Annotated in this window: 24 protein-coding genes and 2 pseudogenes; 14 read left to right on the plus strand and 12 right to left on the minus strand. The window is 72.1% G+C overall.

Features of this window, described 5'->3' with window-relative positions; genetic code table 11:
* Positions 1–717 (plus strand): annotated as a pseudogene (locus ACIP82_RS33580) (ubiquinol-cytochrome c reductase cytochrome b subunit); the annotation flags it as partial.
* Between the two features lie 101 nt (positions 718–818).
* Entirely contained in the window at positions 819–1,199 is a 381-nt protein-coding gene (locus ACIP82_RS33585; RefSeq protein ID WP_400658990.1) for a GntR family transcriptional regulator, read from the plus strand.
* Between the two features lie 77 nt (positions 1,200–1,276).
* On the opposite strand, the gene ACIP82_RS33590 is transcribed toward ACIP82_RS33585, so the two are convergent.
* The 4 genes from ACIP82_RS33590 to coxB form a co-directional block, all read right to left on the minus strand.
* Entirely contained in the window at positions 1,277–2,536 is a 1,260-nt protein-coding gene (locus ACIP82_RS33590) for an Ig-like domain-containing protein (RefSeq protein ID WP_363611368.1), read from the minus strand.
* Positions 2,537–2,706: 170 nt separating this feature from the next.
* Positions 2,707–3,123 carry a cytochrome c oxidase subunit 4 gene (locus tag ACIP82_RS33595; protein WP_400658993.1) on the minus strand — a complete coding sequence of 139 codons (417 nt, stop codon included), beginning with the start codon at positions 3,121–3,123 and terminating at the stop codon, positions 2,707–2,709.
* Positions 3,123–4,898 (minus strand): cytochrome c oxidase subunit I, encoded by a 1,776-nt coding sequence (ctaD, locus tag ACIP82_RS33600; RefSeq protein ID WP_400658994.1) that lies wholly within the window; start codon positions 4,896–4,898, stop codon positions 3,123–3,125. The genes ACIP82_RS33595 and ctaD overlap by 1 nt, the downstream gene beginning before the upstream one ends.
* Positions 4,895–5,749: a cytochrome c oxidase subunit II gene (gene coxB, locus ACIP82_RS33605; RefSeq protein ID WP_363611373.1), complete on the minus strand. Its 855-nt coding sequence runs from the start codon at positions 5,747–5,749 to the stop codon at positions 4,895–4,897. The genes ctaD and coxB overlap by 4 nt, the downstream gene beginning before the upstream one ends.
* A gap of 338 nt (positions 5,750–6,087) precedes the next feature.
* Here coxB and ACIP82_RS33610 point away from each other — a divergent pair, with 338 nt between their 5' ends.
* The gene (locus tag ACIP82_RS33610) at positions 6,088–7,548 is read left to right on the plus strand and encodes a cysteine desulfurase/sulfurtransferase TusA family protein (protein ID WP_400658996.1); all 1,461 of its coding nucleotides are present in this window, start codon (positions 6,088–6,090) and stop codon (positions 7,546–7,548) included.
* Here ACIP82_RS33610 and ACIP82_RS33615 read toward each other — a convergent pair.
* The gene (locus ACIP82_RS33615; protein WP_363611377.1) at positions 7,541–8,518 is read right to left on the minus strand and encodes a carbohydrate kinase family protein; all 978 of its coding nucleotides are present in this window, start codon (positions 8,516–8,518) and stop codon (positions 7,541–7,543) included. The genes ACIP82_RS33610 and ACIP82_RS33615 overlap by 8 nt on opposite strands.
* Positions 8,519–8,764: 246 nt before the next feature.
* Here ACIP82_RS33615 and ACIP82_RS33620 point away from each other — a divergent pair, with 246 nt between their 5' ends.
* Both ACIP82_RS33620 and ACIP82_RS33625 read left to right on the plus strand, forming a co-directional pair.
* The gene (locus tag ACIP82_RS33620; RefSeq protein WP_363611379.1) at positions 8,765–8,983 is read left to right on the plus strand and encodes a hypothetical protein; all 219 of its coding nucleotides are present in this window, start codon (positions 8,765–8,767) and stop codon (positions 8,981–8,983) included.
* A 127-nt stretch (positions 8,984–9,110) separates the two neighbouring features.
* On the plus strand, positions 9,111–9,803 hold the full coding sequence (locus tag ACIP82_RS33625; RefSeq protein WP_363611381.1) for a hypothetical protein: 693 nt from the start codon (positions 9,111–9,113) through the stop codon (positions 9,801–9,803).
* A gap of 76 nt (positions 9,804–9,879) precedes the next feature.
* On the opposite strand, the gene erpA is transcribed toward ACIP82_RS33625, so the two are convergent.
* Positions 9,880–10,233, minus strand: a complete 354-nt coding sequence (gene erpA / locus ACIP82_RS33630; RefSeq protein WP_030391519.1) for an iron-sulfur cluster insertion protein ErpA — start codon at positions 10,231–10,233, stop codon at positions 9,880–9,882.
* Between the two features lie 243 nt (positions 10,234–10,476).
* On the opposite strand from erpA, the gene ACIP82_RS33635 reads away from it, so the two are divergent.
* Complete coding sequence (locus ACIP82_RS33635; protein ID WP_363611383.1) at positions 10,477–11,349, plus strand: GNAT family N-acetyltransferase; 873 nt, start codon at positions 10,477–10,479, stop codon at positions 11,347–11,349.
* Positions 11,350–11,448: 99 nt separating this feature from the next.
* Here the strand turns inward: ACIP82_RS33635 and ACIP82_RS33640 are convergent, their stop codons facing one another.
* From ACIP82_RS33640 to ACIP82_RS33650, 3 genes are all read right to left on the minus strand, one after another.
* On the minus strand, positions 11,449–12,816 hold the full coding sequence (locus ACIP82_RS33640) for a pyridoxal-dependent decarboxylase (protein WP_363611385.1): 1,368 nt from the start codon (positions 12,814–12,816) through the stop codon (positions 11,449–11,451).
* Positions 12,817–13,037: 221 nt separating this feature from the next.
* Positions 13,038–13,502, minus strand: a complete 465-nt coding sequence (locus ACIP82_RS33645) for an Lrp/AsnC family transcriptional regulator (protein WP_363611387.1) — start codon at positions 13,500–13,502, stop codon at positions 13,038–13,040.
* 128 nt (positions 13,503–13,630) lie between these two features.
* Positions 13,631–14,554 carry an NADP-dependent oxidoreductase gene (locus tag ACIP82_RS33650; RefSeq protein WP_400659001.1) on the minus strand — a complete coding sequence of 308 codons (924 nt, stop codon included), beginning with the start codon at positions 14,552–14,554 and terminating at the stop codon, positions 13,631–13,633.
* A gap of 190 nt (positions 14,555–14,744) precedes the next feature.
* Between ACIP82_RS33650 and nadA the strand changes: the two genes are divergently transcribed.
* Complete coding sequence (gene nadA / locus ACIP82_RS33655) at positions 14,745–15,926, plus strand: quinolinate synthase NadA (RefSeq protein WP_363611389.1); 1,182 nt, start codon at positions 14,745–14,747, stop codon at positions 15,924–15,926.
* A gap of 91 nt (positions 15,927–16,017) precedes the next feature.
* Here nadA and ACIP82_RS33660 read toward each other — a convergent pair whose 3' ends face one another.
* Positions 16,018–16,311, minus strand: a complete 294-nt coding sequence (locus tag ACIP82_RS33660; RefSeq protein ID WP_363611391.1) for a hypothetical protein — start codon at positions 16,309–16,311, stop codon at positions 16,018–16,020.
* Positions 16,312–16,348: 37 nt separating this feature from the next.
* Positions 16,349–17,149, minus strand: coding sequence for a PspA/IM30 family protein (locus tag ACIP82_RS33665; protein WP_363611393.1), 801 nt, complete (start codon positions 17,147–17,149; stop codon positions 16,349–16,351).
* A 300-nt stretch (positions 17,150–17,449) separates the two neighbouring features.
* Between ACIP82_RS33665 and ACIP82_RS33670 the strand changes: the two genes are divergently transcribed.
* The gene (locus ACIP82_RS33670) at positions 17,450–18,049 is read left to right on the plus strand and encodes a DUF3043 domain-containing protein (protein ID WP_363611395.1); all 600 of its coding nucleotides are present in this window, start codon (positions 17,450–17,452) and stop codon (positions 18,047–18,049) included.
* Positions 18,050–18,222: 173 nt separating this feature from the next.
* Complete coding sequence (locus ACIP82_RS33675; protein ID WP_363611483.1) at positions 18,223–18,963, plus strand: methyltransferase domain-containing protein; 741 nt, start codon at positions 18,223–18,225, stop codon at positions 18,961–18,963.
* A gap of 4 nt (positions 18,964–18,967) precedes the next feature.
* Here the strand turns inward: ACIP82_RS33675 and ACIP82_RS33680 are convergent, their stop codons facing one another.
* Positions 18,968–19,168 carry a hypothetical protein gene (locus ACIP82_RS33680; RefSeq protein WP_363611397.1) on the minus strand — a complete coding sequence of 67 codons (201 nt, stop codon included), beginning with the start codon at positions 19,166–19,168 and terminating at the stop codon, positions 18,968–18,970.
* An 85-nt stretch (positions 19,169–19,253) separates the two neighbouring features.
* Between ACIP82_RS33680 and cobU the strand changes: the two are divergent.
* The 5 genes and pseudogenes from cobU to lpdA all read left to right on the plus strand — a co-directional run.
* Positions 19,254–19,907, plus strand: a pseudogene (cobU, locus tag ACIP82_RS33685) (bifunctional adenosylcobinamide kinase/adenosylcobinamide-phosphate guanylyltransferase); the annotation flags it as partial.
* Between the two features lie 25 nt (positions 19,908–19,932).
* A complete protein-coding gene (gene cobT / locus ACIP82_RS33690) occupies positions 19,933–21,048 on the plus strand; it encodes a nicotinate-nucleotide--dimethylbenzimidazole phosphoribosyltransferase (protein ID WP_363611399.1) in 1,116 nt (371 codons plus the stop codon).
* A 117-nt stretch (positions 21,049–21,165) separates the two neighbouring features.
* Positions 21,166–21,975: an adenosylcobinamide-GDP ribazoletransferase gene (locus ACIP82_RS33695; protein WP_363611401.1), complete on the plus strand. Its 810-nt coding sequence runs from the start codon at positions 21,166–21,168 to the stop codon at positions 21,973–21,975.
* Between the two features lie 300 nt (positions 21,976–22,275).
* Positions 22,276–23,778 carry a leucyl aminopeptidase gene (locus ACIP82_RS33700; RefSeq protein WP_363611403.1) on the plus strand — a complete coding sequence of 501 codons (1,503 nt, stop codon included), beginning with the start codon at positions 22,276–22,278 and terminating at the stop codon, positions 23,776–23,778.
* Positions 23,779–24,182: 404 nt separating this feature from the next.
* Entirely contained in the window at positions 24,183–25,571 is a 1,389-nt protein-coding gene (lpdA, locus tag ACIP82_RS33705) for a dihydrolipoyl dehydrogenase (RefSeq protein ID WP_363611405.1), read from the plus strand.
* Positions 25,572–25,606: the final 35 nt, after the last annotated feature.

The raw sequence follows: 25,606 nt of genomic DNA on the forward strand, positions 1-25,606 counted from the left end.
CAGCCCGACTGGTACATGGGCTTCTCCGAAGGCCTCATCCGCGTCATGCCCGGCTGGGAGATCGGCCTCTGGGGCCACACCCTCAACCTGGGTGTCTTCGTCCCGCTGATGATCTTCCCGCTGGTGCTGGTCTCGATCGCGGTCTACCCGTTCATCGAGGGCTGGATCACCGGCGACAAGCGCGAGCACCACATCCTGGACCGCCCGCGCAACGCGCCCGTCCGCACCGCGCTCGGCGCCGCCTGGATCAGCCTCTACCTGGTCCTCCTGGTCGGTGGTGGCAACGACCTGTTCGCCACCCACCTGCACCTGTCGATCAACGACATCACGTACTTCGTCCGCGTGGGCTTCTTCGTGCTGCCGGTGGTGACCTTCATCATCACCAAGCGCTGGTGCCTCGGCCTCCAGCGCCGGGACAAGGAGAAGGTGCTGCACGGCCGCGAGACCGGCGTCATCAAGCGCCTGCCGCACGGCGAGTTCGTCGAGGTGCACGCGCAGCTGCCGCAGGCCGACCTGCACAAGCTCACCTCGCACGAGCAGCGTGAGCCGTTCGAGCTGCCGGCCGAGACGGACGAGAACGGCGTGGCCCGCAAGGCCGGCATTCTCACCCGCACCCGGGCGAAGCTCTCCCGCGGCTTCTACGGCGAGGGCAGCCAGATCCCCAAGCCCACCGCCGAGGAGCACCACGAGATCACCAGCGGCCACGGCCACCACTGATCCCGTACGCACCCCGCGTCACACCCGAGGGCCGCTGACCAGAGTTCTTCTGGTCGGCGGCCCTCGGGCTTTCCCGTCTCCGCCCATCGTCAGGAGTCCCCGTGCAGCTGTCCGTCGACCCCGCCGCCGCCACTCCCCCGTTCGAGCAGATCCGTGTCCAGATCGCCGAGCAGGCCCGGACCGGCGAGCTGCCGACCGGGCTGCGGCTGCCCACCGTCCGGGCCCTCGCCGAGGAGCTCGGGCTGGCCCCGGGGACGGTGGCCCGTGCCTACCGGGAGCTGGAGGCGGACGGCGTGGTGGAGACCCACGGCCGTCGCGGCACCCTGATCGCCGCCGCCGGTGACACCGCCCACCGGCTGGCCTCGGCCGCCGCCGCCGAGTACGCCGAGCGGGCCCACCGGCTCGGGCTGCCGCGGGCGGACGCCCTGGCGGCCGTGGAGACCGCCCTGCGGCTGGCCTACCAGGGACCCGAGGACGTCTGAGGGACCCGCGGGACCTGGGCGGCCTGGAGGGGGTCCAGAGGGGTCTGCGGGGTCCTGAAGGGGCCTGGGCGGCCCCGCTACAGCTCCGGCCGGATCATCCCGGTGGCGGGGGCCTGGGCGGGCGGGAGGGTGGTGCTGACGGGCTGTCCGAGGGCGCTGCGCTTCACCCACTCGTCCCAGGAGACGTTCCAGTCCCCGAAGCCGTTGCCGAACGGCTCCATGCCGGTGCCGCGGCTGTTGACCACCGTGACGAGGTCGCCCACCCGGGTGTTCTGGTAGAACCACTTGGCGTTCTCGGTGCTCATGCCGGTACAGCCGTGGCTGACGTTCTCCAGGCCCTGCGAGCCCACGGACCAGGGCGCGGCGTGCACGTACTCCCCGCTCCAGGTCACCCGGGTGGCCCACTCCACGTTGAGGTCGTACGCCTCGGAGCTGCCGGCCGCTATCCCGATCGTCTCGCCGTTCATCCGTACCACGCGCTCCTGGCCCAGCACGACCTTGATGCCGTTGCGGGTGTCGAAGCCGGGCTTGCCGGTGGTCACCGGCACGGTCCGGACCCGCTCGCCGCCGCGCATCAGGGTGAGTTCGTGGGCCGCCGCGTCGATCACCGACTCCACCCGCTCCCCGATCCGCAGGGTCAGGGAGCTGCGGTCGCCGCCGTAGAGGCCGTCCGAGATCCGGCTGCCGGTGCCCTCGAAGGCCAGGCCGACGGCGGTGCCGACCGGCCAGTAGTTCTCCGGCCGGAAGTGCAGCTCCTTGTCGTTCACCCAGTACCAGCCACCGGTGACGGCGGGCTGGGAGGTGACGGTCAGGGCCCGCTCGACCTCCTGGCGGGCCTGCGGCTCCTTCACCGCCTCGGAGAGCTGGACGGTGAGCGGCTGGCCCACTCCGTAGACACCGCTGCCGGAGGAGTCCGGGCCGAGCTTGGCGGTGAGCAGGCGCTGCCCGGCCAGCGTGGTGAAGCCGGCGGTGGTCTCGCCGCGCCCGCCCTTGCCGTCGTCGGCGGCGATCCTGACGGTGTAGGCGGCGGCCGCCTTCAGCCGGCCGGTGGTCTGCCAGCTGCGCTGGTCCTCGGCCAGCCGGCCGGCCACCACCCGGCCGTCCGGGCCGACCACGGTGACGTCGGTCAGGCGGCTGCCGCGGACCGCGGTCACGGTGACGGGCTGGGCCGGGTCCACCGTGCGGTCGGCCGAGAGGCGCACCAGCGGCGCCGCGTCGACCTTGTGGAGCGGGCCGGCGGCGCCCCGGCCGCCGGACGTGCAGGCGGCCAGTGGGGTCAGTACTGCGAGCGCCAGCGAGATGCTGCCGATACCTGCGATTCCGCGCCTGCCGGCCATGACCGCCTCCGTAGGGGTCGCACGATTGAGTCAGATCGTAGGAAGGGTCGGGGCGGAAGCGACATCGGAGCGCCGTTCCATTGGGCCGGCGGAGTGAGGCCGTCACTCCGGGGACGCAACAGGGCCGGGCATCCCGTGCGGGATACCCGGCCCTGTGCGAGAGAGACCCGTTACTGGTTCTGGTTCTCGCCCCGGTAGAACTCGAAGACCCAGCCGTACAGGCCGATCAGGATCACCGGAATCGACCAGAACATCAGCCACCAGCCGAAGACCACACCGAGGAAGGCGAGCGCACCGCCGACCGCGAGCGAGAGCGGCTGCCAGCTGTGCGGGGCGAAGAAGCCCAGCTCGCCGGAGTCGTCCGCGACCTCGGCCTCGGGGTTGTCACCCGCGCCGCTGTCCACCCGGCGGGCGGTGAAGGCGAGGTAGTACCCGATGAAGGCGCTCAGTGCGAAGGAGAGGAACAGCGCGGTGGTACCGGCAGCCTCGACACCGTGCTCGGAGTTGCTGGTCCACAGGCCGTAGGTGATCGCCATCGCGAGCATGAAGACCGACAGGCCAAGGAAGATCTTTCCCTGTTCCTTCATCAGGCGTCGCCTTCCTTCTTGCCCTTGCCCAGCTGCGGGTTGTCGTACTTCACCGGGGTGACACCGGCGAAGTGCTTGGCCGGCTCACCGTGGTTCTCCAGGTAGTCCAGCGCGGCGATCTCCGGGTGGTGGAGGTCGAAGGCCGGGGATTCGGAGCGGATCCGGGGCAGGGTGACGAAGTTGTGCCGCGGCGGCGGGCAGGAGGTCGCCCACTCCAGCGAGCGGCCGTAGCCCCACGGGTCGTCGACCTCGATCTTCTCGCCGTACTTGGCGGTCTTCCAGACGTTGTACAGGAACGGCAGGATCGACAGGCCGAGCAGGAACGAGCCGATGGTCGAGACGGTGTTCAGGGTGGTGAAACCGTCGGCGGCCAGGTAGTCGGCGTAGCGGCGGGGCATGCCCTCGGCGCCGAGCCAGTGCTGCACCAGGAAGGTGGAGTGGAAGCCGAAGAACAGCGTCCAGAAGGTGATCTTGCCGAGGCGCTCGTCCAGCATCTTGCCGGTCATCTTCGGCCACCAGAAGTGGAAGCCGGCGAACATCGCGAAGACGACGGTGCCGAAGACCACGTAGTGGAAGTGGGCGACGACGAAGTACGAGTCCGAGACGTGGAAGTCGATCGGCGGGGAGGCGAGCAGAACGCCCGTCAGACCGCCGAAGAGGAAGGTGACCAGGAAGCCGACCGTCCAGAGCATCGGCGTCTCGAAGCTCAGCGAGCCCTTCCACATGGTGCCGACCCAGTTGAAGAACTTCACACCGGTCGGGACCGCGATCAGGAAGGTCATGAAGGAGAAGAACGGCAACAGCACTTGGCCGGTGACGTACATGTGGTGCGCCCACACCGTCACGGACAGACCGGCGATCGCGATGGTGGCCGCGATCAGGCCGGAGTAGCCGAACATCGGCTTGCGGCTGAAGACCGGGATGATCTCGGACACGATGCCGAAGAACGGCAGCGCGATGATGTACACCTCGGGGTGGCCGAAGAACCAGAAGAGGTGTTGCCAGAGCAGCGCCCCGCCGTTGGCCGGATCGAAGACGTGTGCCCCGAACTTTCGGTCCGCCTCCAGGGCGAACAGCGCGGCGGCCAGGACCGGGAAGGCCAGCAGGATCAGCACGGCGGTCAGCAGGACGTTCCAGACGAAGATCGACATCCGGAACATCGTCATGCCGGGCGCGCGCATGCAGATGATCGTGGTGATGAAGTTGACCGCACCGAGGATCGTGCCGAAGCCGGAGAAGGCCAGACCCATGATCCACATGTCGGCGCCGACGCCCGGCGAGCGGACCGCGTCCGACAGCGGGGAGTAGGCGAACCATCCGAAGTCGGCCGCACCCTGCGGGGTGACGAAGCCGGCCACCGCGATGGTCGAGCCGAACAGGTACAGCCAGTAGGCGAACATGTTCAGACGCGGGAACGCCACGTCCGGGGCGCCGATCTGGAGCGGCATGATCCAGTTCGCGAAGCCGGCGAAGAGCGGCGTCGCGAACATCAGCAGCATGATCGTGCCGTGCATCGTGAACGCCTGGTTGAACTGCTCGTTCGACAGGATCTGGGTCCCGGGACGAGCCAGCTCGGCGCGCATGACCAGGGCGAGGATGCCACCGATCAGGAAGAAGGCGAACGACGTGCCCAGGTAGAGGGTGCCGATCGTCTTGTGGTCAGTGGTCGTCAGCCACTTGATGATGGTCGAACCCGGCTTCCGGGTCCGCTGCGCCCCGACCGTGACGGCCCCGGCGCCCCCGCCGGCCGCGGCGGGCTCGTTGAGGATGGTCACTTCTCTTCACTTCCCATGGTCGTGATGCCGGAGGGCACCGCGCCGGTCTGACCCTTGGCCCGGAGGTCCGCCAGGTGCTTGTCGTACTCGGCGCGGTCGACGACCTTGACGTTGAACAGCATGCGCGAGTGGTCGACGCCGCAGAGCTCGGCGCACTTGCCCATGTACTCGCCCTTGACGGTCGGGGTGACCTCGAACTTGTTCACCACGCCCGGGACGACATCCATCTTCATCATGAAGCTGATGGGCCAGAAGTCGTGGATGACGTCCCGCGAGGTGAGGCGGAACTGCACCGTCTCGTCGACCGGCAGGTACAGGGTCGGCACCTCCTTGGGGGTGCCCACGTCGTACGCGGCGTCCTTGTTGGCCGGGTCGGGGGTCTCGGTGTTCTCGTAGTTGAACGCCCAGCTCCACTGGAAGCCCACCACGTTGACGGTGTGCTGCGGCTTCTCGGAGACGGCGATCAGCTTCGTCTCGTCGCGGGCGACGAAGTAGAAGAGAACCGACACGATGATGATGGGGACCGCGGTGTAGAGCGCCTCGATGGGCACGTTGTACCGGGTCTGCGGGGGGACCTGCACACCGGTGCGGCTGCGCCGGTGGAAGATCACGCTCCAGATGATCAGACCCCACATCAGTACGCCGACCACCAGCGCCGCGATCCAGGAACCCTGCCACATCTGGAGGACCATCGGTCCTTCCTTGGTGACGGGGCTCGGGAGGCCAAGCCTGGGGAGGTCGTTGGCCGAGCAGCCGGTGGCGGTCGCGATGACGAGGCCCAGTGCCAGCGCCTGAGGCAGCTTCCGCCGCATCGTGCGCCGCGGCGAGCGGTCGGAGCCGTTGGGACTCACGTAGCGCCTTCCCGAAGTCTCGCCCGCCTTCGCGTCGCCCCGCGGAGGTTTGTGAGCCTCCCCGGCGACCCGTCCACGGGCACGGTTTGAATGCTTATGCGGGCCAAACCCTACTCCAGCCTTATGCGCTGCTGACGGGCAGGTCCCGGTAACGCGCCGCCCGGCCACCCGATCAGGCCCCGCAAGGGCTGCGTCGCAGGTCATCGTAGGCATTAGGGGTCCGTACGCCCGATCGGGGGATGACCTCGGACAACGCGGGTGACGGTCCGTCGGAAGCGGACGAATCGGGCATTCGGGGTGATCGACTGACGGCCGTTAAGCGGCGGTGGGAGGCCGGAATGCGTTCGGGTGTGTCGTTAAATGTGACCGTGTACTTCGATGTGGCTTCCACCGCGCCGCTCCACCCCGTCGCGCGGCAGGCGTTGACCGCCGCTCTGGACGAGGGGTGGGCCGATCCGGCCCGGCTGTACCGGTCCGGGCGGCAGGCCCGGATGCTGCTGGACGCGGCCCGCGAGACGGTGGCCGGGGTGCTGGGCACCCGGGCCGACGAGATCGCGTTCACGACGAGCGGGACGCAGGCGGTGCACCTGGGCATGCTGGGCGCGCTGGCCGGGAACCGGCGGCGCGGCGGGCACCTGGTGCACTCGGCCGTGGAGCACTCCAGCGTGCTGCACACCGCCGAGCGATGGGCGCACCTCCAGCCTCCGGCCGGGGCGGCCGGCGGCCCGGTCTCGGTCGTCCCGGTGGACCGGTTCGGTCGGGTCTCGCCCGAGGGGTTCGCGGCGGCGCTGCGGCCGGACACCGCACTCGCCGTGCTGCAGTCCGCCAACCACGAGGTGGGGACGGTCCAGCCGGTGGCCGAGGCGGCCGAGGCCTGCGGGGACGTGCCGCTGCTGGTGGACGCCGCGCAGAGTGCCGGAAGGGTGGACGTCCCGGGCGGCTGGTCGCTGCTGACGGCCAGTGCGCACAAGTGGGGAGGCCCGGCCGGGGTCGGTGTGCTGGCCGTGCGCAAGGGCGTCCGGTACGTCTCGCCGCTGCCGGCCGACGAACGCGAGGGCGGCCGGGTGCCCGGCTACGTCAACGTGCCGGCGATCGTGGCCGCGGCGGCCTCGCTGCGGGCGGTACGGGCCGAGGCGGAGCGGGAGAACGCCCGGCTGCACACCCTGGTCGAGCGGATCCGGGCCCGGGTGCCGCAGCTGGTGCCGGAGGTCGAGGTGGTCGGCGACCCGGTGCGGCGGCTGCCGCACATCGTCACCTTCTCCTGCCTGTACGTGGACGGCGAGGTGCTGCTGACCGAGCTGGACCGGGCCGGCTTCGCCGTCTCCTCCGGTTCGTCCTGCACCTCCTCCACCCTGACGCCGAGCCATGTGCTGGCCGCGATGGGCGTCCTCACCGAGGGCAACGTCCGGGTCTCGCTGCCGTTCGGGGCGGCGGAGGCGGACGTCGAGCGCTTCCTGGCCGTCCTGCCCGGCCTGGTGGCCGGCGTCCGTGCCCCGCTCGGGCTGGACCTGCCGGCCCCGGCGGAGGCAGCGGAGGCAGTGCAACCGAAGGCGAGTGGGCAGGTCACTCTTATCAACGCCCTGGGCAAGCGCTGTCCTCTGCCCGTGATCGAACTGGCGAAGCGGATCGGCGAGGTGCCGGTGGGCGGGACGGTCGCGGTGCTGGCGGACGACGAGGCGGCGCGGCTGGACATCCCGGCCTGGTGCGAGATGCGCGGGCAGGAGTACGCGGGCGAGGCCCCGGCCGCCGACTACGGCGGCGACCGGGGCTCGGCCTACCTGGTCCGGCGCACTACTTGAGCAGGTGCGCCCGGATGTCGGCGGTCGCCTCCGGACCGTAGGCGCCTTCGAAGCGCTGCAGGAACGCGGTCGGGCGCAGCTCGTACTCCTGGGTGCCGACGGTCTCGATCACCAGGGTGGCGAGCATGCAGCCGAGCTGGGCGGAGCGCTCCAGCTCCAGGTCCCAGGAGAGGCCCGCCAGGAAGCCGGCCCGGAAGGCGTCGCCGACGCCGGTCGGGTCGGTCTTGCTCTCCTCGGGGGCGCAGCCGACCACGATGGGGGCCTCGCCCTTGCGGTCGATCCGGACACCCTTGCTGCCGAGGGTGGTGATGCGGGTGCCGACCCGGGTGAGGATCTCGTCGGCGTCCCAGCCGGTCTTGCTCTCGATCAGCGCGGCCTCGTACTCGTTGGTGAACAGGTACGCGGCGCCGTCGACGATCTCGCGGATGTCGTCGCCCTCCAGGCGGGCCAGCTGCTGGGAGGGGTCGGCGGCGAAGGCGTAGCCGCGGGTACGGCACTCCTGGGTGTGGCGGACCATGCCCTGCGGGTCGTCGGCACCGATCAGTACGAGGTCCAGACCGCCGACCCGGTCGGCGATCGGCTTCAGCTCGATGTTGCGGGCCTCCGCCATGGCTCCGGTGTAGAACGAGGCGATCTGGTTGTGGTCCTCGTCCGTGGTGCACATGAACCGGGCGGTGTGCCGGGTCTCGGAGATGTGGACGGAGGTGCAGTCCACGTTGTTGCGCTCCAGCCAGCTGCGGTACTCGGCGAAGTCCGCGCCGGCCGCGCCGACCAGGATCGGGCGCAGTCCGAGGACGCCCATACCGAAGGCGATGTTCGGCGCGACACCGCCGCGGCGGATGTCGAGGGTGTCGACCAGGAAGGACAGCGACACGGTGTGCAGCTGCTCGGCGACCAGCTGGTCGGCGAACCGGCCGGGGAACGTCATCAGATGGTCGGTAGCGATCGAACCGGCGACGGCGATACGCACGGAAGGTCTCCTCAGGATGGCGGCATGGCCACGGAAAGCGGGCGGCGAACCCACTCACGGTACCGGGCAGAGGGCGGGCGACAGCAAGACTGCCCGAATTGGCACCGGTCGGCTCGAACGGGTACTACCTCCCGGTAGCTCTGGTGGCGGCCCGGCGGTCCGGCCTAGGGTCGCGGCAGGGGCCGGACCGGCCCTTCCAGGTCCGTGGCGGTGCGGCCACGGCACGGTGGATCGGAGCGATGGCCGATGATGCCCAGTCACCACCCCCTGCGGGTCCCTCCCGTCCCGCGGGGCGACGCGGACGGCGAGACGCTCGACGCGCTGGTTGACTCCTCCCGGCAACTGCGGCGGTTCTGGCCACTGCTGGCCACCGGCCCGGAGCCCAGCGCCCCCGCCCACCCGGGCTTCCGCGTCCCGTCCGGGGCGCAGCGTGTGGTCGCCGGGATGGCCGACTACGGGATGTGAGCAGGCCTCGCGAGCGGCTCGGCGCGGGCACGGCGGGCGCGGGGGAACCGGAATCGTCCCGGGCACGTCGGATCCGCGCGGTGCGGCCGTGAAGGCGGCGCCGCTGAGCCCTCGGGAGGAAGTTCAGATGGATCTGGAGACGATGCCCCGGCGCCCCGGCGGTGCGCGTGCCGTCCGTCCGCGCGGACGGCGGATGGTGGCGCTGGCCGGTCTGGTGCTGGCGGCGGCGACCTCGGTGGCCGGGTGCGGCGGGGACAGCCGGGCCGCCTCGGACGCGGCCGCCGGATCGGCGCGGCCGTCGGCGAGCGCCCCGCCCACCGACGGGGCCGTGGCCCCGGCACCGGTGACGACCCCACCGGCCGATCCCTCGGCGGACGCGCCCGAGCCCCGGCCGACCGGCCCCGCGCCGTCCTCCGTGCCGTCGGCACCGGCGCAGTCCCCGGCGCCCACTCCCCCGGGCAACGGCATCGCGGTCGGCGAGCCGGCGCCGAACGGTCCGGCGACGCACCCGGCGATCACCTACCGGGTGGACGGCGCCCGGCTGACGGTCTGGTTCTACGGCGGGATCTGCGAGAAGTACGCGCTCAAGGCGGACGAGTCCAGGCCCGGGCGGGTGGACGTGCGGGTGACGGTGGCGGCGCCGGTCCCCTCCGGGCAGGTCTGCGCCCAGGTGGCCAAGCGGCAGTCGGTGACCGCCGATCTGAAGCAGCCGCTGGCGGGCCGGGCGGTGACGGACCTCGCGACCGGCGAGGCGGTGCCGCTGGAGGCCGACCCGCACGTCGGCCCGGACCCGGCCGGGCCGGAGACCGGCGGCCGGTAGCGCGGGCCACGGACATGACGAAGGCGGCCCCGGGAGATTCCCGGGGCCGCCTTGGTGTTCACCGCCGAGCCGCTGCTCAGCTGAACGAGTCGCCACAGGCGCAGGACCCGGTGGCGTTCGGGTTGTCGATCGTGAAGCCCTGCTTCTCGATGGTGTCCACGAAGTCGACGGTGGCGCCGCCGAGGTACGGGGCGCTCATCCGGTCGGTGACGACCTTGACACCGTCGAAGTCCTTGAGCACGTCGCCGTCGAGCGAACGCTCGTCGAAGAACAGCTGGTAACGCAGGCCGGAGCAGCCACCGGGCTGGACGGCCACACGCAGTGCGAGGTCGTCGCGGCCCTCCTGCTCCAGCAGGCCCTTGACCTTGGCCGCGGCGGCATCGGTAAGGAGGATGCCACTCTCGACGGTGGTCTCGTCCTGGACGGTCATCTGCTTTCTCCCGGTCTTGACGACGGTCTGCCGCCAGTGCCAACCAGCAGCCGCCCGAATTCATTTCCGGGACGGCGGGTGGATTTCACAGGTCTCTGGCGGCGGAATTTCCGTGGGCCGGGTGTGCTACCCGCTCCCTACGTTCCCCATGCTCGCACAACCGGCGGGGCTCGGTCACCGCCCGAGGTGCCGATCCGGGCGAACGGGCCCCGCGCGAGAGGCCGGGCGGCCAGGATGGTGGGCATGATCCTGCGCCTGGTCCAGGACACCACCGCCGATGCGGAGGCCGTCCAGCACATCGCCCGCGCCTCGTTCGCCTCGCTCGCCGATGCCCCCGACGGCATGCCCGGCGCCCCGCCCTCACCGGTCTACCAGGCGGCCCGGACCAGACATCTGGTGCGCACCGACCCGCAGGGCTGCTGGCTGGCGGAGAGCGGCGGCGAACCGGTCGGCGCGGTGCTGTCGCTGCGGCGCGAGGGGCTGTGGATGCTCGCGCTGTTCGTGGTGCGGCCCGAGGCGCAGGGCAAGGGCGTCGGGCGGTTGCTGCTGGAGCGGGCCGCCGCGTACGGGCGGGGCTGTCTGCGCGGGATGCTCTGCGCTTCGCCGTCCCCCGCGGCCGCCCGCCGCTACCGGCTGGCCGGCTTCACGCTGCACCCGACGATGCGGCTGGCCGGCCGGGTGGACCGGTCCGGGCTGATCGACCCCGGGGACATCCCGGTGCACCGCGGCAACTCCACGCACCGGCATCTGCTGGACTCGGTGGACCGGCGGCTGCGCGGCGCCGCGCACGGACCGGACCACGAGCTGATGCTGGGCCACTTCGAGGAGCTGCTGGTCGCCGACGCGCTGGCGGGCAGCGGCTACTGCTACCGGGACGGCGCCGAGGTGAAGCTGCTGGCCGCGACCTCGAAGCGGATAGCCGTCCGGCTGCTGCGCGAGGCGCTGGCCCGGGTGCCGGACGGGGAGCAGGCCCGGGTGGAGTACCTGACCGCCGAGCAGGAGTGGGCGCTGGACGTCGGCCTGGAGCTGGGGCTCACGCCGCAGACCCGCGGCTATCTGGGCCTGCGCGGGATGCGCCCGCCGGCGCCGTACCTGCCGAACGGCGCCCTGTTGTAGCCGTCGTCCGCGGCCCGGACCCCCGACGCGTGAACCCCCGCCGGGCGGCCCGGCGGGGGTTCACGGAGCGGTCGGCCCGGAGGGGGCGGACCACAGCGGTCAGACCATGGTGTCCAGGATCTCCCGGACCATCTCCATCGTGGTGCCCGGGTGCAGGAAGGCGAAGCGGGCGACCGTCTCGCCGTCCCAGCCGGTGGGGGTGACGAAGCCGACCTGGTCCGCGAGCAGCTGCTGCGACCAGCGGTAGTAGTCGTCGTTGGTCCAGCCCTTGCGGCGGAAGCAGACGGCGGACAGCTGCGGGTCGATCAGCAGCTCCAGGTGTTCGCTGTCACGGATGACCTGGGCGGTGTCCCGGGCCAGCGTGAGGCCGGCCTCGATGGCGTCGGTGTACGCCTGGGTGCCGTGCACGGCGAGGGAGAACCAGAGCGGCAGGCCGCGGGCGCGCCGGGTCAGGTGGTAGGCGTAGTCGGTGGGGTTCCACTCGTCGCCCTCGGTGTGCAGCACGTCCAGGTAGGAGGCGTCCTGGGTGTGCACGGCGCGGGCGAGCTGCGGGTTGCGGTAGATCAGCGCGGCGCAGTCGAACGGGGCGAACAGCCACTTGTGCGGGTCCACCACGAACGAGTCGGCGTGCTCGATGCCGTTGTAGCGCTCGCGGACGGAGGGGGCGAAGAGGCCCGCGCCGCCGTAGGCACCGTCCACGTGGAACCAGAGGCCGCGCTCGCGGGTGACCTCGGAGAGGCCCTGGAGGTCGTCGACGATGCCCTCGTTGGTGGTGCCGGCGGTGCCGACGACGGCGATCACCGTCTCCGGGTGGGGGTCGGCGGCCAGGGCGGCGCGCAGCGCCTCACCGGTGAAGCGGCGGTCGACGGTGGGGACCTTGAACGCCTCGACACCGATGATGTTGAAGGTGTTCTTGACCGAGGAGTGCACCTGGTCGGCGACGGCGATCCGCAGCCGGGTCTCCGGCCCCACGCCCAGGCGGCGGCGGGCGGTGTCGCGGGCGACCACCAGGGCGGAGAGGTTGCCGGCCGAGCCGCCGGAGACGAAGGTGCCGCCGGCCGTGTCCGGCAGGCCGGCCCGGTCGGCGATCAGGCGCAGCACCTGGTTCTCGGCGGCGATGGCGCCGGCCGCCTCCAGCCAGGAGATGCCCTGGAGGGAGGCGCAGGAGACGACCATGTCGAAGAGGAGCGCGGCCTTGGTGGGGGCGCACGGGATGAACGAGAGGTAGCGCGGGCTGTCGGCGGAGATCACCGCGCGGGAGAGTTCGTGGTCGTAGAGCTTCAGCACGTCGGCCGGGCTGTTGCCGTCCGGGTTCAGCAGGCCGGCCAGCTGGGCGCGCAGGTGCTCGCCGTCGCCGGGGTGGTCGAGCGGGACGGGGTCGTACTGCAGCCGCTCCCGCATGTAGTCGAATACCAGGTCGACCAGCTCGTTGTCGGGCCGGTGCATGCGGTCGGGGGCTGCGGACACGGATGTCCCTCTCGGCTGTGGGGTGTCGGGGGAGGTCCGGTCGCGCGGGACGTTCCCACCGCGCCGCCGGACGTGATCAGCGTAGGCAGCCGGGGGCCTTCGCCGCGCGTCGGAACGCGGCTGGTCAGGCAGGTTTCGAGCGTCTTCGCCGACCCTCGCGCAGGTTTCCTGCGCGAGCGGCCGGGCGCCCTTCGCGGGCCGTTCTCCGGGCCGCTGCCCGGTCAGCCGATGAGCTGGGAGAGGACCACCGAGGATCGGCTGCGCTGGACGCCGGGCTCCTTGCGGATGCGCTCGATGACGGCCTCCAGGTGCCGCATGTCGGGGGCGCGCAGGTGTACCAGGGCGTCCGGGTCACCGGTGACCGTCCAGGCGGCGACCACCTCGGGGAACTGGCGCAGGCTGGCGAGGATCTCCTCGGGGGCGGTCCGCTCGCGGCAGTAGACCTCGACGAAGGCCTCGGTCTGCCAGCCGAGCACCGAGGGGTCGAGGACGACGGTGAAGCCGCGGACCACGCCGCGGGCCCGCAGCCGGTCGATCCGGCGGCGGACGGCGGTGGCGGAGAGGTTGACCTGCGCACCGATCTCGGCGTACGAGGCGCGGCCGTCGCTGCCCAGCCGGGCGAGCAGGAGGCGGTCGGTCTCGTCCAGGGCGGCCCCGACCGTCTCGTGCGCTGGGCTGCTGCTCATCGGTGCGGGGCTCCACTGGTCGTACGGGATCGGCGGGGCTGGGGCCGCCGAAACGGTTCGCCACCATTCTGGCGGATGACAGGAGTGAGTCCACCGCTGACAGATGACGGGCCGCGGTACGCCGCCGCTCAGCCCGTCAGGAGAACGATCTTGCCCCGGGTACGGCCCTCGGCGCTGAGCGCCTGGGCGGAGGCGGCCTGGGCGAGCGGGAAGGTCGAGGCGACCGTGACGGTCAGCCGCCCGTCGTCGGCCAGGGCGGCGAGTTCGGCCAGGCCGGCGGCGTCGGGGCGGACCCAGACGTAGCGGCCGCCGCGCGCGACGACGCCGTAGTCGGCGACCGAGGCGATCCTGGCCGGGTCGGCGACCAGGCCGGCCGAGACCTCGACGGCGCCGCCGCCGACCAGGTCGAGGGCCGCGTCCACCCCGCCGGGGGCGAGCGCCCGGACCCGGTCGGCCAGGCCCTCGCCGTGGGCGACCGGCTCGGCGCCGAGCCCGCGCAGATAGTCGTGGTTGCGCTCGCCCGCCGTGCCGATCACCCGGGCGCCGAGCGCCCTGGCGATCTGGACGGCCAGGTGGCCGACGCCGCCGGCCGCTGCGTGCACCAGCACGGTGTCGCCCGCCGTGACCCGCAGCGCCTTCAGGCCCTGGAGGGCGGTGAGCCCGGCCAGCGGCAGGCCGCCGCTCTGCGCCCAGTCGAGCGCGGCGGGCCTGCGGGCCAGGGTGCGGACCGGGGCGGCGACCAGCTCGGCGTAGGTGCCGTGCTCGACGGCGTCCTTGCGGATGTAGCCGTAGACCTCGTCGCCGGGGGCGAACTCGGTGACCCCGCCGCCGACCGCGCGGACCACCCCGGCCGCGTCCCAGCCCATCACCAGCGGGAAGTGGACGTCCAGCAGCCCGTCCAGGTGCCCTTCGCGGATCTTCCAGTCCACCGGGTTCACACCGGCCGCCCTGACCTGCACCAGCACCGAGTCGGGCCCGACCTTGGGGTCGGGCAGATCGGTGTACTCGACCACCTCGGGGCCGCCGTAGCGGCTGATCGCGATTGCCTTCATGGCGACAGCCAACGCGATCGGGCCCGGATATCGATTCGGCCACGCCGGGAAGCGTCCGAACCGGCGAGCGGTTCTCGTCACATCGACAGGACGGCCATCGTCAGTCTGACGCTAACCGGTTATCATAGATAACGTCAGATAGACGAGAAGGCTGCACCGACCGATCGGCCGCACAGAAGGGCACCCGCCCGTGACCACCACCACCGAGACCTACGGCGTCGACCCCACTCCGACGCCGCTCGCTCTGCTGCTGCTCGGCCGTGAGGCCGATCCGAACAGCGAGCGCGGCGTCGAGTGCCCCGGCGACCTTCCCGCCGCCTCCGACCCGGACCTCGTCGAGCGCGCCCGCGTGGCCAAGGCCGCACTCGGTGACCGCGTCTTCATCCTCGGCCACCACTACCAGCGCGACGAGGTGATCGAGTTCGCCGATGTCACCGGCGACTCCTTCAAGCTCGCCCGCGACGCGGCCGCCCGCCCGGAGGCCGAGTACATCGTCTTCTGCGGCGTGCACTTCATGGCCGAGTCCGCGGACATCCTCACCGGCGACGCCCAGCAGGTCGTACTGCCCGACCTCGCGGCCGGCTGCTCGATGGCCGACATGGCCACCGCCGAGCAGGTCGCCGAGTGCTGGGACGTGCTCACCGACGCCGGCATAGCCGACGTGACCGTCCCGGTCTCGTACATGAACTCCTCCGCCGACATCAAGGCCTTCACCGGCCGGCACGGCGGCACCATCTGCACCTCGTCCAACGCCCAGCGGGCTCTGGAGTGGGCCTTCGAGCAGGGCGAGAAGGTGCTCTTCCTGCCCGACCAGCACCTCGGCCGCAACACCGCGGTGCGCGAGATGGGCTACTCGCTGGACGACTGCGTCCTCTACAACCCGCACAAGCCGAACGGCGGACTGACCACCGAGCAGCTGCGGAACGCCAAGATGATCCTCTGGCGCGGCCACTGCTCGGTGCACGGCCGGTTCTCGCTGGACTCGGTGAACGACGTCCGCGAGCGCATCCCGGGCGTCACCGTGCTGGTGCACCCGGAGTGCAGGCACGAGGTCGTCTCGGCCGCCGACATGGTGGGCTCGACCGAGTACATCATCAAGGCGCTGGACGCCGCCGAGCCGGGCTCCAAGTGGGCCATCGGCACCGAGCTGAACCTGGTCCGCCGGCTCGCCAAGGCGCACCCGGACAAGGAGGTCGTCTTCCTGGACCGGGCGGTCTGCTTCTGCTCCACCATGAACCGGATCGACCTGCCCCACCTGGTCTGGGCGCTGGAGTCGCTGGTCGAGGGCCGGGTGCCGAACGTGATCACCGTCGACCCGGAGACCGAGAAGTACGCCAAGGCGGCGCTGGACCGGATGCTGGCCCTGCCGTAGCCCCGGTACGGGCGAACGCGCGCCAAAGGGCGGGCCCCCTCCGTGACGGAGGGGGCCCGCCCCGTGTCTGGCGTCCGGCGCGAGACGGCAGCTACTCGGGGATGCCGGGGATCAGGCCGTCACCCTCGGCCCGCAGCAGCTGCCGGACCTCGTCGATCGTCGCGTCGGCATTCGGAAGGATCAGGTCGGACGGATCCAGCGAGTCCAGCGGCACCGGGGTGCCGAACTCCTTCACCGCGCCGAGCAGTTCTGCGAGCGCCCGCCGGAAGTGTTCCTCGTCCCCCGACTCCAGTGCGGCGAGAAGCTCCTCGTCGAGCTCGTTGAGCCGGTTCAGATGGTCGTCGCCGACCCTGAACTGCCCCTCACCCATGACCCTCATGATCATGCCGTGCGTCTCCCTGGTTCGTGGGGTGAAGCTCAGATCACTTGTTGTAGTTGATGCGCGGGGTGTCCTGCGGGTGCGCGTCCTGCGGCTTGCCCTGCTCGATGGCCTGCGGACCGGCGGACGGCGAGCCGCCCGTCAGCTCGGCCTTCATCCGGGCCAGCTCCAGCTCGACGTCCGAGCCGCCGGCCACCCGCTCCAGCTCCGCCTCGATGTCGTCCTTGCGGCCGAGCCCGCTGGCGTCGTCGAGCGCGCCGGAGGCCAGCAGCTCGTCGATGGCGCCCGCACGGGCCTGCATCTGGGCCGTCTTGTCCTCGGCCCGCTGGATCGCCAGGCCGACGTCGCCCATCTCCTCCGAGATCCCCGAGAAGGACTCGGCGATCCTGGTCTGCGCCTGGGCGGCGGTGTAGGTGGCCTTGATGGTCTCCTTCTTGGTACGGAAGGCGTCCACCTTGGCCTGCAGCCGCTGGGAGGCGAGCGTGAGCTTCTCCTCCTCGGCCTGGAGCTGCTGGTACTGCGTCTCCAGGTCGGTGATCTGGGACTGCATGTTGGCCTTGCGGGTCAGCGCCTCGCGCGCGAGGTCCTCGCGGCCGAGCGACAGCGCCTTGCGACCCTGGTCCTCGTACTTCGCGGACTGCTGCTGAAGCTGGGTCAGCTGGAGTTCCAGGCGCTTGCGCGAGGTGGCTACGTCCGCGACGCCGCGACGTACCTTCTGCAGCAGCTCGAGCTGCTTCTGGTACGAATAGTCGAGCGTCTCACGCGGATCCTCCGCCCGGTCCAAGGCCTTGTTCGCCTTGGAGCGGAAGATCAGCCCCATACGCTTCATGATTCCGTCGCTCATGGGCCTCGGGTGCCCCCTTCTCCGGCCTGCGGTCTCTATCTCGTTACCAGACACGACGAGTGTATGTGCAGCGAGCCCTTCGCCGCAGTGCACCTGCCTGCAACAAGAGTGCTACAGCAATCCGCGCCACTGCCTCATCCCCGGGGTGGATCCGCCCCTCATTCCACCAACCGTCCATCGGAGTGATCCCCTACGGGAAGGCACCCTGAACCTCGCGTCGGACACGGGCGCCGGGGATCGATATGCGTTTGGGTCCAAGGGCACCGGAAGAAGCGCGCCCGCACCCCGTACGCTGGGGGTGTGTTCCGACGCCGTTCAGATGATGCCGCCGCCTCCGCCGCCGTGCTGGAGAAGCAGGACGAGACCACCCAGCCCCGCGACCCGCAGGCGAAGAAGGGCAGGCCCACGCCCAAGCGCAGTGAGGCCGAGGCTCACCGGCGTACCCGCGTGAGCGTGCCCAAGGACCGCAAGGAGGCCGCCCGCCAGTCGCGCGAGCGGATGCGGGCCGAGCGAGAGAAGCAGCGCACCGCGCTGCTGGAGGGTGACGAGCGCCACCTGCCGGCCCGTGACAAGGGCCCGGTGCGCAAGTTCGCCCGCGACTACGTGGACGCCCGCTGGTCGCTCGCCGAGTTCTTCCTGCCCGCGGCCGTGGTCATCCTGGTCCTCAGCATCGTGAAGGTGCCGGCCCTCCAACTGCTCTCCACCCTGCTCTTCCTGCTGTTCTTCGTCCTGGTGATCCTGGACTTCGTCCGCCTCGGCTTCGGTCTGCGCAAGCAGCTCGCCGAGCGTTTCGCCGGGCAGAACACCCGCGGCGCGGTCGCGTACGGCCTGATGCGCATCCTGCAGATGCGCAGGCTGCGGCTGCCCAAGCCGCAGGTGCGGCGCGGGGAGAAGCCCTGACCGCCGAGCCGGTGGACTCCGGCTGGGCCCCCCCGACCTGGGAGGGGCCCGGCCTGTACGCACTGCCGGGCCAGGGCGGCGGCGGCCACGACCGTCTCGGCGCCCACGACCGGCAGGCGCACGAGCGGCTGCCCTCGCGCAGCGGCTCCTTCGCCGGCGGCACCGGCCCCTGGCTGGAGCGACTCGGCGGCCTGCGCAACCTCGTCCGGCAGGAGCTGGTCGCCCGGCAGCTCACCGAGCAGCTGGCCGGCCGGACGACGCAGCGTGTTCTCGACATCGGCTGCGGCCAGGGCACCCAGGCACTGCGCCTGGCCCGGGCCGGCCACTTCGTCACCGGTATCGACTCCGACCCGGTCGCGCTCGGTGTCGCCCAGGGGGCGCTGGCCGAGGAGCCGCCCGAGGTGCGCGGCCGGATGCAGTTGCTCAGCGGTGACGGCCACCAGTGCGGACGCTGGTTCGGGCCGCGCAGTTTCGACGTGGTGCTCTGCCACGGCGTACTGATGTACCTGCCGGACCCCGATCCGATGATCGCCTCACTGGCCCGGCTGCTGGCGCCGGGCGGACTGCTCTCGCTGCTGGTCCGCAACCGCGACGCGCTGGCCCTGCGGCCCGCCGCCGCCGGGGACTGGCGGGCCGCCCTGCACGCCTTCGAGAGCGACCGCTACTACAACCGGCTCGGCCTGGCCGCCCGCGCCGACCGGCTCTCCGACCTCTCCGTCACCCTCTCCGAGGTGTCCGTCCCGCTGAAGCACTGGTACGGCGTGCGGGTCTTCACCGACAACGCGCCCGACGACGCGACGGCACCGGTGGACGGGCGGCAGCTGGCCCAGCTGCTGGAGGCCGAGGAGCGGGCCGGCCGCACCGACCCGTACCGGCAGGTCGCCGCGCTGCTGCACGTCCTCGGGGCGAAGTGAGCCGTTACGCCTCGTGCAGGCTCATCGCGTAGACCACCCGGTCGTCGTCGAGCAGCACGGCGGTGTCGACGCCGTCCTCGACCAGCTGCTTCCAGCTCTCCCCGATCCAGGTCTCGGCGTCGCCCTGGCCGGCGAACTCCTCCTGGCCCTCGCCCGGGGCCACCACGGTGCCGTCCGCCTTCTCGTACCGCCACGTCCAGACCATGACCGGTTCTCCTCACCCGACGACGCTACCGACGCTTGTGACGCTGTGTGCTGTGTGCTGCGCACCTTAGCCTGCCCGGTCCGATCTTCCCTATGCCTCGGCGCGGTGCTGGCCGGGCGGCTCGGCGGCCGGCCGGCCGGCGCGGTCGGGCAGGATGGGGCGCATGGCAGCCCACCCCGCACTCCCCCGCACCCTGATCCTCGGCGGCGCCCGCTCCGGCAAGTCCACCCGGGCCGAGCAGCTGCTCGCCGGCGACCCGGATGTCCTGTACGTGGCCACCGGCGGCACCCGGGACGGCGACGCCGAGTGGGCACAGCGGGTCGCCCTGCACCGCGAGCGGCGGCCGGGGAGCTGGCGCACGGCCGAGACCTGTGAGCTGGAGGCGGTCCTGGCGGACCGCGCCGACCCGGCACCGGTCCTGATCGACTGTCTGGCGCTCTGGCTGACCGCGGTGATGGACGAGTGCGGCGCCTGGGACGACGAGGTGTGGGCGGCCGGCGGCGAGGCCGCGGTCGGGCGGCGCTGCGAGGCGCTGGCGCGGGCCTGGGCGGCCACCGGTCGCCGGGTCGTGGCGGTCAGCAACGAGGTCGGCATGGGCGTCGTCCCGGCGACCGCCTCGGGCCGCCGCTTCCGCGACACCCTGGGCCGGCTGAACATGGCGGTGGCGGACGCCTCGGAGCGTGTGCTGCTGGTCGTGGCCGGGCAGGTTCTGACGGTCAAGCCCGCCGCAGACCGATGACCGGCTGCGTGTAGCCTTCCGACCGATGGACACGACCGTGGATCTCGATACGTTCTCCTCGCTCGTCGAGCGCCCCGACGAGAGCGCCCGGCGGGCCGCCGAGGAGCGCTGGCAGGCGCTGGACCGGCCGCGCGGCGGGCTCGGCAGGCTGGAGGAGCTGGGCAGCTGGCTGTCGTCCGTGCAGGGGCGCTCCCCGGTGCGGCCGCTGTCGGCGCCCAAGGTGGTGCTGTTCGCGGCCGACCACGGGGTGGCGGCCCTCGGGGTGTCCCGGCTGCCCGCCAAGGGCGGCACGGCCGCCCGGGTGCAGGCGGTGCTGGACGGCACCGCCCCCGTCGCCCTGCTCGCCCGGCGCTTCGGCGCCGAGGTGCGGGTGGTGGACGTGGCGGTGGACGCGGACCCGTCGGACTTCCCCGACGAGGTGGTCGCCCACCGGGTGCGGCGCGGCTCGGGCCGGATCGACGTCGAGGACGCGATGACGCCCGAGGAGACCGTCAGGGCGTTCCGGGCCGGCATGGCCGTCGCCGACGAGGAGGCCGACGCCGGCACCGACCTGGTGGTGCTGGGCGACCTCGGGGTCGGCGCGACCACGGTGGCGGCGGTGCTGGTCGGCGCGCTCTGCGGGACGGACGCCGCCGCGGTGACCGGGCGCGGCTCGGGCATCGACGACCGGGTGTGGATGGTCAAGTGCGCGACCGTCCGGGACTCGCTGCGGCGGGCCCGGCCGGTGCTCGGCGACCAGCTGGCGCTGCTCGGTGCCACCGGCGGCGCCGACTTCGCGGCGATCACCGGCTTCCTGCTCCAGGCCGCCGCGCGCAAGCTGCCGGTGGTGCTGGACGGCGTGGTCTCCTCGGCCTGCGCGCTGGTCGCGCAGCGGATCGCCTTCCGGGCGCCGGAGTGGTGGCGGGCCGGGCAGTCCAGCGGCGAGCCGGCCCAGGCCAAGGCGTACGACCGGCTCACCCTGACCCCCTTGCAGGAGCAGGGGATCATCATGGGCGAGGGCGTCGGCGCGCTGATGGCGCTGCCGCTGTTGCAGGCCGCGGCGGACACCCTGGCCGAGCAGACGCCCGTGCCGTTCGTCCCTGCGGCGCCGAAGGAACTGCCGAAGCTGCCCTCGGCGACCGAGCTGCTCGGCCGGCTCTGACCTCCGCCGCCACCCTGACGACGGTGCGGGGCAAGGCCGTTGACGGGGTGGTGGAAGACCGGGGCACGCCCCGGCGAACGAACGGCCCCGGCGAGCGGGCGTAAGGAGCGGTGGGCGATGCCGGACAAGATGCCGGACAAGTCGCCGACGGCACCGGCCGGCTGGGGCGAGGGGCTGCGGTTCGCCTTCGGCACGCTGTCGGTGCTGCGGGTCCGGGTCGAGCGCTGGGACCGCCCGGCGGCGGCCCGGGCGATGGCGGCGGCCCCGGTGGTCGGGCTGGTGCTGGGGGCCTTGGCGGCGGCCGTGGGGGCGCCGGCCGCCTGGCGGGCCGGCGGGCCGCTCGGCGCGGTGGTCGCGGTGGGCGTACTGGCCGCGCTGACCCGGGGGTTGCACCTGGACGGCCTCGCCGACGTCGCCGACGGCCTGGGCAGCGGCAAACCCGCCGAGGACGCACTGCGCATCATGAAGCAGTCCGACATCGGGCCGTTCGGCGTACTGACACTCGTCCTGGTCCTGCTGGCCCAGATCGCCGCGCTGGCCGGACAGTTCGACGCCGGTGCGGCGCGCGGCGCGCTCGCGGTGCTCGCCTCGGCGACGGCCGCGCGATGCGCGCTCGCCTGGGGGTGCGCGCGGTCGGTGCCGGCCGCCCGGCCGGGCGGGCTCGGCGCGATGGTGGCGAGCACGGTGCCGCCCGCCACCGCCCTGCTGTCCTCGGCCGCCGCGGCGCTGCTGCTGGCCGCTCTCGGCGCACTTGACGGATGGTCAGTTCTCCGGCTGCCGACTGCCGTTGCGGTCGGCCTGGGCTGCGCCTGGCTGCTGCTGCGGCGCTGCGTCCGGCGGTTCGGCGGGGTCACCGGGGACGTCCTCGGGGCGATGGCGGAGACCGCCGCGACCGGCTGCCTGCTGACCCTGGCGCTGCTCGGCTGAGGCCGACGGCCGCACACCCTACCGAAAGGCGGGATACCGGGCGACGCGTGATCCCAGCATGCGGACTACCATGCGGGGAGCACCGCAGCCCTGCACCGTCGCAGGTCCTGCCCGCCCGGCGCGCGTTGAGGAGCCGGGGCCTCTGATGTGTGCGGCCGCCGCGACCGGCGGGCGCCCGCGCCAGGGGCCCCGGACCCGGCGCACGGCGGGCGGAACGACCCGCGCGGCGGCTCCGGGCTGTGCCGGTGCGTCAGCCGCGCCGTGACCGGCCGTGGACCGCGAAAGAACAGGACGCATTACGTGACTGCATTGTCTGTGAGCACCTCCTCCGCCGCCTCGCTGCGCGCGGACGCCCTGGTGATCGGTGTGGCGAAGGGCCCGAAGGGCATTGTGCTGGCCCCCGGCTCCGAGGCCGTGGCCGAGGCGTTCGAGGGCAAGCTGGCCGAGGTCCTCACCACCCTGGGCGCGACCGGCGCCGAGGGCGAGGCCGTCAAGGTGCCCTCCCCCGCCGGCCTGAAGGCCGCGCTCGTGCTCGCGGTCGGCCTCGGCGAGGCCGCCGACGGCGGCTACCCGGCCGAGGCGCTGCGCTGCGCCGCCGGTGTCGCCGCCCGCACCCTGGCCGGCGCCAAGAAGGCCGCGCTGGCACTGCCGGCCGAGTCCGCCGACGAGGTCGAGGCGGTCGCGCTGGGCGGCCTGCTCGGCGCGTACACGTTCGGCACCTACAAGAACAGCGGCGCCAAGGAGCCCGTCGGCGAGCTGGTCCTGCTCGTCGCCCGCAAGGGCAGCAAGGACGCCAAGGCCGCGGTCGAGCGCGCCCTGGCCGTCGGCGAGGAGATGAACCGCGCCCGCGACCTGGTCAACACCGCCCCGAACGACCTGAACCCGAAGGGCTTCGCCGCGATCGCCCAGGCCGCCGGCAAGGAGCACGGCCTCAAGGTCGAGGTGCTGGACGAGAAGGCGCTGCTCAAGGGCGGCTTCGGCGGCCTGCTGGGCGTCGGAAACGGCTCGGCCAACCCGCCCCGGCTGGTGAAGGTGGCGTACACCCACCCGAAGGCCAGGGCGAGCCTGGCGTTCGTCGGCAAGGGCATCACCTACGACTCGGGCGGCATCTCGCTGAAGCCGGCCGGCCACAACGAGACCATGAAGTGCGACATGGCGGGCGCCGCCGCGGTGTTCGCCGCCGTGGTCGCCGCCAAGCGCCTGGGCCTGGCCGTCAACGTCACCGGCTGGCTGGCGCTGGCGGAGAACATGCCGTCCGGCTCGGCCACCCGCCCGGGCGACGTGCTGAAGATGTACGGCGGCAAGACCGTCGAGGTGCTGAACACCGACGCCGAGGGCCGTCTGGTGCTGGCCGACGCGATCGTGCGGGCCGGCGAGGAGAACCCGGACGTCATCGTCGACGTGGCGACGCTGACCGGCGCGATGATGGTGGCTCTGGGCAACCGCACCTTCGGTGTGATGGCCAACAACGACGAGCTGCGCGAGACGCTGCACACCGTCGCGGGCGAGGCCGGCGAGCCGTCCTGGCCGATGCCGCTGCCGGCCGAGCTGCGCAAGGGCATGACCGAGTCGACCATCGCCGACCTGGCCAACATGGGCGACCGGATGGGCGGCGGCCTGGTGGCCGGCCTGTTCCTGCAGGAGTTCGTGGCCGAGGGCATCGACTGGGCCCACCTGGACATCGCCGGCCCGGCCTTCCACGAGGGCGCGCCGTTCGGCTACACCCCCAAGGGCGGCACCGCGACCGCGGTGCGCACCCTGGTCCGCTTCGCCGAGCAGACCGCGGCGGGCGCCAAGGCCTGATCCGAGGCCTGAGCGGACGGGGCCCGGCGCGGTTGCGCCGGGCCCCGTCGGCTTCCCACCCGCGGTTACCTGTGGGTAGGGAACGAACCCGCGGTGTGCACTCTTGTTCGCTACTGGCGAAACTTTGTTCCACAGTGCGGAACCCGCCACGCCCCGGCCCGCCGGGGGCGTCGGCACCACCGCCGTCAATACCGCCGTGAGCTGCGGTGATGTCCTTCCGTCGGGGGTATTCCCACCCCGGTGACCGCCCTGACGGACACCCCTGGAGCGGACCCGGACATCAGCCGCCGTGAACAAGTGCGAAGATGTATTTCCGGCACGACTGGGCGCCCCACAAGGGCTTCCCGACCCACCGGACCGTGACCGGCCCGGCGATCCACACCCCATTGCATGGAGGACGTGACGTGGCGAACGACGCCAGCACCGTTTTCGACGTAGTCATTCTCGGAGGCGGAAGCGGCGGTTACGCCGCGGCGCTCCGCGCCGCTCAGCTGGGCCAGAGTGTCGCCCTGGTCGAGAAGGGCGAGCTGGGCGGCACCTGCCTGCACCGAGGCTGCATCCCGACCAAGGCGCTGCTGCACGCCGCCGAGATCGCGGACGAGACGAAGGAGGCCGCCGAGTTCGGCGTGCTGGCCACCTTCCAGGGCATCGACATCAACGGCGTCCACAAGTACAAGGACGACGTCATCGCCGGCCTGTACAAGGGCCTGCAGGGCCTGGTGGCCTCCCGCAAGGTCACCTTCATCCAGGGCGAGGGCAAGCTCTCCTCGCAGACCTCGGTGGACGTCAACGGCCAGCGCATCGAGGGCCGCCACATCGTCCTGGCCACCGGCTCCGTGCCGAAGTCGCTCCCGGGCCTGACCATCGACGGCGACCGCGTGATCTCCTCCGACCACGCCCTCAAGCTCGACCGCATCCCGAAGTCGGCCGTCATCCTCGGCGGCGGCGTGATCGGCGTCGAGTTCGCCTCGGTCTGGAAGTCCTTCGGCGTCGACGTCACCATCGTCGAGGCGCTGCCGCACCTGGTCCCGCTGGAGGACGAGAACTCCTCCAAGCTGCTGGAGCGCGCCTTCCGCAAGCGCGGCATCAAGTTCGAGCTGAAGGCCCGCTTCTCCGGCGTCGAGTACACCGAGACCGGTGTGCGCGTCTCCACCGAGAACGGCAAGCAGATCGACGCCGACCTGCTGCTCGTCGCCATCGGCCGTGGCCCGGTCTCGGCCGGTCTCGGCTACGAGGAGAACGGCGTCGCGATGGACCGCGGCTACGTCCTCGTCGACGAGTACATGCGCACCAACGTGCCCACCATCTCGGCCGTCGGCGACCTCGCACCGACCCTGCAGCTGGCCCACGTCGGCTTCGCCGAGGGCATCCTGGTCGCCGAGCGCCTGGCCGGCCTGAAGGCCGTGCCGATCGACTACGACGGCGTCCCGCGCGTGACCTACTCCAACCCCGAGGTCGCCTCCGTCGGCATCTCCGAGGCCAAGGCCGTGGAGCTGTACGGCAAGGAGAAGGTCGTCACCCTCAAGTACAACCTGGCCGGCAACGGCAAGAGCAAGATCCTGAAGACCGCCGGCGAGATCAAGCTCGTCCAGGTCAAGGACGGCGCCGTGGTCGGCGTCCACATGGTCGGCGCCCGCATGGGCGAGCAGGTCGGCGAGGCCCAGCTGATCTACAACTGGGAGGCACTGCCGGCCGAGGTCGCGCAGCTCATCCACGCCCACCCGACCCAGTCCGAGGCCCTGGGCGAGGCGCACCTGGCGCTGGCCGGCAAGCCGCTGCACGCGCACGACTGATCGCGCTCCCCAATCCCCCATTCCAGTACGCAAGA

This window comes from Kitasatospora sp. NPDC088548 (genome assembly GCF_044753005.1).
GTDB lineage: Bacteria > Actinomycetota > Actinomycetes > Streptomycetales > Streptomycetaceae > Kitasatospora.